We start from the raw sequence: 937 nt of genomic DNA, 5'->3' as shown, positions 1-937 counted from the left end.
GAGAAAATGCTCGACCACCGCCCCGTCAAGTTCGCGCGGGTGGCGTGGCAGGTACGCCCGGATATACCGGCGGATCCAGTACAGATACGCCTGCTCCGTACGCAAGCTGTAGTGCTTGAGCCGCATCCGGCTGCGCACCTGCTCAAGCAACCGCGGCTCGCGCCCCGCGGATGCGTCCGGAGATAATGCGGCCTGCTCGCTGTCATAAGACATATCGGGGCCTCCATGCCGCGTATACCGGCAGGATGACCTCGTCGCAGGGTCGGCCGTATCGGCGAACTCCGTGTCCGGTGTAGGACTTTCTCGATTGACGACCCGCCCACTGGCTCGCAGACTCGGCGCTACACCCCCGCTGGGGGTCTACTGGTAGTTAGACCCCTTGGGGAGAAGGAGTCGCTATGTCCAAGAAAGAAGTCACATCAAAGCGGGTCGCAAGCAAGGCCGCTAAGACCCTTAGCAATCCAAGTAGCAGCAAAGCCGCGAAGTCCGCGGCCGGTAGCGCTTTGTCTCAGCGTAAAGCTCCTGAAAAGCAGACATCCGTAAAAGCGGGTAAGGCTGCAGCAAAGACTCTGGGTAGCTCGTCAGCATCAAAAGCCGCGAAGAGCGCTGCGGGATCGGCACTTACACAGCGACCGAACAAAGGTACGAATAGCGGCGGGCCGCGAGGTCGAAAGAAATGATCCTGAAAGATGCAAGAGAAAATTACTACTTCCACTCTGGCAAGGTTAGCGACATTGTTCGCCAGCTTGGGCTCGGTGCAATCGCTATAGTTTGGATTTTCCGTACGGGCGGCCCTAGCTCCACTGTAGTTCCGGAAGCGCTGATTTTTCCTCTGAAACTTGTAGTTGCAGGATTGGCCTTAGATCTTCTGCAGTACGCTATCGGAGCAGCTCTTTGGGGCTTTTTTCAATGGCGCAGAGAGAGGCGAGGAACAACA

The 937-nt window shown here is 57.5% G+C and carries 2 protein-coding genes; one reads left to right on the top strand and one right to left on the bottom strand.

Annotation, left to right across the window (positions count from 1 at the left end; all coding sequences use genetic code 11):
- The coding region (locus tag IG80_RS14500) for a phage integrase N-terminal SAM-like domain-containing protein (RefSeq protein ID WP_198027409.1) at positions 1-213 on the bottom strand (213 nt) is incomplete at its 3' end.
- Between the two features lie 463 nt (positions 214-676).
- On the opposite strand from IG80_RS14500, the gene IG80_RS16445 reads away from it, so the two are divergent.
- Positions 677-937 (top strand): hypothetical protein (locus IG80_RS16445; protein WP_032114269.1); only part of this gene is annotated, 261 nt, incomplete at its 3' end.

The organism is Candidatus Paracaedibacter symbiosus (assembly GCF_000757605.1).
Classification (GTDB): Bacteria; Pseudomonadota; Alphaproteobacteria; order Paracaedibacterales; family Paracaedibacteraceae; genus Paracaedibacter_A; species Paracaedibacter_A symbiosus.
The sequence above is the reverse complement of the archived record's forward strand: the minus strand, read 5'-3'. Positions and strand labels throughout refer to the sequence as shown.